2 protein-coding genes and 1 pseudogene are annotated in these 2,604 nt (G+C 71.4%); 2 read left to right on the top strand and 1 reads right to left on the bottom strand.

Annotation, left to right across the window (positions count from 1 at the left end; genetic code table 11):
- Window positions 1-657 (bottom strand): hypothetical protein (locus GA0115259_RS37440; protein WP_141716872.1); only part of this gene is annotated, 657 nt, incomplete at its 3' end.
- Window positions 658-871: 214 nt separating this feature from the next.
- Between GA0115259_RS37440 and GA0115259_RS37435 the strand changes: the two genes are divergently transcribed.
- Both GA0115259_RS37435 and GA0115259_RS37430 read left to right on the top strand, forming a co-directional pair.
- The gene (locus GA0115259_RS37435) at window positions 872-2,056 is read left to right on the top strand and encodes a DegT/DnrJ/EryC1/StrS family aminotransferase (RefSeq protein ID WP_161230607.1); all 1,185 of its coding nucleotides are present in this window, start codon (window positions 872-874) and stop codon (window positions 2,054-2,056) included.
- A 61-nt stretch (window positions 2,057-2,117) separates the two neighbouring features.
- Window positions 2,118-2,604 (top strand): annotated as a pseudogene (locus tag GA0115259_RS37430) (hypothetical protein); the annotation flags it as partial.

Raw genomic sequence — 2,604 nt, 5'->3', positions numbered from 1 at the left:
CGCCGCGGCGGGCGACGGGCCGAGCCCGCCGAGGGTGATGTTGGCGATGGGAGCGATACGGCGGGCCCGCAGCTCGCGGGCGGCCGTCTCGTAACACGCGGTCGGTGTGCGCTTGAGATGGCAGCGACGGCGCTTGTCGGGATCCCAGGACTCCACACCGAGATGGCAGGCGATGGCGGCGCCGGGCAGAAAGGCCTGTATCTCGTCCAGCAGACGCGGCGAACAGAACTCCGGGCGGGTCTCGAAGGTGAAGCCGACCGGTCTGCGGCGCGCGACGCACCGCAGCAGGTCCTGCCGTAGTCCGGGCGGCACCTCACGCTCGTCGAACAGACTGCCCGAGGGCGAGAGATAGATCAGTGAGCCCTCCGGCACGGACGCGATCCGCGCGGCGACGGAACGGTGGACCTCGTCGGGATCGATCTCCGGGCCCACACCGTAGTTGCACATGCTGCACTGTCCGCCGCGGTCGAAGGTGCAGCCTCGGGTACGGAACCAGAACTGGTAGAAGTCCACGACCGCCGAGGGCCGTCGCAGCCAGACAGTGCCCTTGCGTACGGCCCAGTCGGTGTCCGAGGGATGAGGCGCCCGCCCGGCCCGGATCTGCCGGTTGGCCCGCAGGAGCGTGCGCTCGACCTCGGAAGCGGTGACGGTCGGCATGGCATGCCTCCAAAGGCGGCGAAGGTGCGCAGGGAGGGCCTAAGTGATGAAGTCGGGAGAGCCGTGCGAAGTGCGGAGAGCTGGGGCATACCCATCAGACATTCGGATCAAACGAGTGCGAAACCGCCCTCAATGAGGGCCGATCGGCGTACTCTGCTGAGGTACTCACCGGTCCCCGCACGGGGAGAGGGCTCTCGGGGTGGGGAGACGGACGGTGTCGCACGCTTCACAGAGCGCCGAGGGCGGCCGTCCTGTCCCGGTGACCGGGCATGGCGTCGGTGAGGCCGAACTCGCCGCCGTCGCACGCGTACTCGGCTCGGGCGGCCTCACCACCGGCCCGGAGACCGCGCTCTTCGAGGAGGAACTGGCCGGGCACTTCGGGACCGGACCGGTCCTCGCGGTGAACTCGTGCACCGCCGCCCTGCATCTGGCGCTGCTATGTCTGGGCGTCGGCGCGGGCGACGAGGTGATCACCTCCGTGCTGACCTTCCCTGCCACCGTCAACGCCGTACTGGCCGTCGGCGCCGTCCCGGTGCTTGTCGATGTCGATCCGCGGACCCTGAACATCAGCCCGGCCGCCGTGGCGTCGGCGGTGACGCCTCGTACCCGGGCCGTCATACCGGTCCATATGGGCGGCGCCGCCTGCGACATGACGGCTCTGCGGGCCGTCGCCGACCGCCATGCCCTGCCGCTCGTGGCGGACGCCGCGCACGCGGTCGACACACGGATCGACGGACGGCATATCGCCGGTGAGGCGGATGTGTCCTGTTTCAGCTTCTACGCCACGAAGAACCTCACCTCCGTCGAGGGCGGTGCTCTGACCGGTCCTGCGGAGATCGTCGACCGCGCCCGGCTGCTGGCCCGGCACGGGCTGCGTTTCTCGTGGGACCCGGCGCTCCCGGCCACGGCGGCCTCCTACGAAGCGGTCGCCGCGGGCTGGAAGTACAACCTCAGCGATGTGCATGCCGCCGTGGGCCGCACCCAGTTGGCCCGGCTGCCGGAGCTGCAACGCGCCCGCCGTGACGTCGTACGGATCTACGACCACGCCCTCGCCAGGCTGCCCGGCGTCGATCTGCCCCACCGGACTTCCACGGAGGAGCACAGTTGGTATCTCTATCAGATCCAGTTGGCGGCGGATCCGGACGGCCATGGGACGCCGCGCGACCGTGTGGCGGAACGGCTGCGCCGCGCCGGGATCGTGACCGGCTCCTACTACGCGCCGCTGTCACGGCACGCCTTCCTGGCGTCGGTGTGCCGGATACCGGAGCCGCCCGTACACGCCGAGGCGGCCTGGCACCGGCTGCTGGCACTGCCGGTGCATCCCGGCGTGTCGACGGCGGACGCGAGGTGGATCGCCGGACAGCTGACGGCGGCTCTCGCGGAGGAGGGCCGGAACTGACCGCCGACGGGCCCGTCCTCGGCGGTGTTGAGGCGCGGCCATGACCGCCGAGGAAGCAAGCGTGGACCACGTCGTTCCGGTCGCGGCCCGCGCCGCGCTCGTGGACCGTGCGGACTTTCCGCTGGTGCACCGGCGTACATACCTCGACTCGGCAAGCAAGGGCGCGCTGGGAGGGCCGGTCCGGGCCGCCGTCGCCGGTTTCCTGGACGAGTGGGACGACGGCGGAGCGCGCTGGGACCTGTGGCTGGAGGAGATGGAGGCGGCGCGCGGCGCCTTCGCACGGCTCATCGGCTGCGCGCCCGAGCAGGTGTTCGTCGGCAGCTCCGTATCGTCGGCCGTCGCCGCGCTGACAACGGCGCTGGACTACCGTGAACGGCCCGAACTCGTGCTGTTCGAGGACGACTTCCCGACACTGGCCGATATCGCGCTGACCACCCGTCGGCTCGGCGCACAGGTCCGGCTGCTGTCCGCGCCGGCCGGCGGCCCGGGCGGTACGGACGCGGCGCTCGCCGCGCTGTCCGGGGCCCTGACCGAGCGGGTGGGGGGCG

The organism is Streptomyces sp. MnatMP-M17 (genome assembly GCF_900091995.1).
GTDB lineage: Bacteria > Actinomycetota > Actinomycetes > Streptomycetales > Streptomycetaceae > Streptomyces.
The sequence above is the reverse complement of the archived record's forward strand: the minus strand, read 5'-3'. Positions and strand labels throughout refer to the sequence as shown.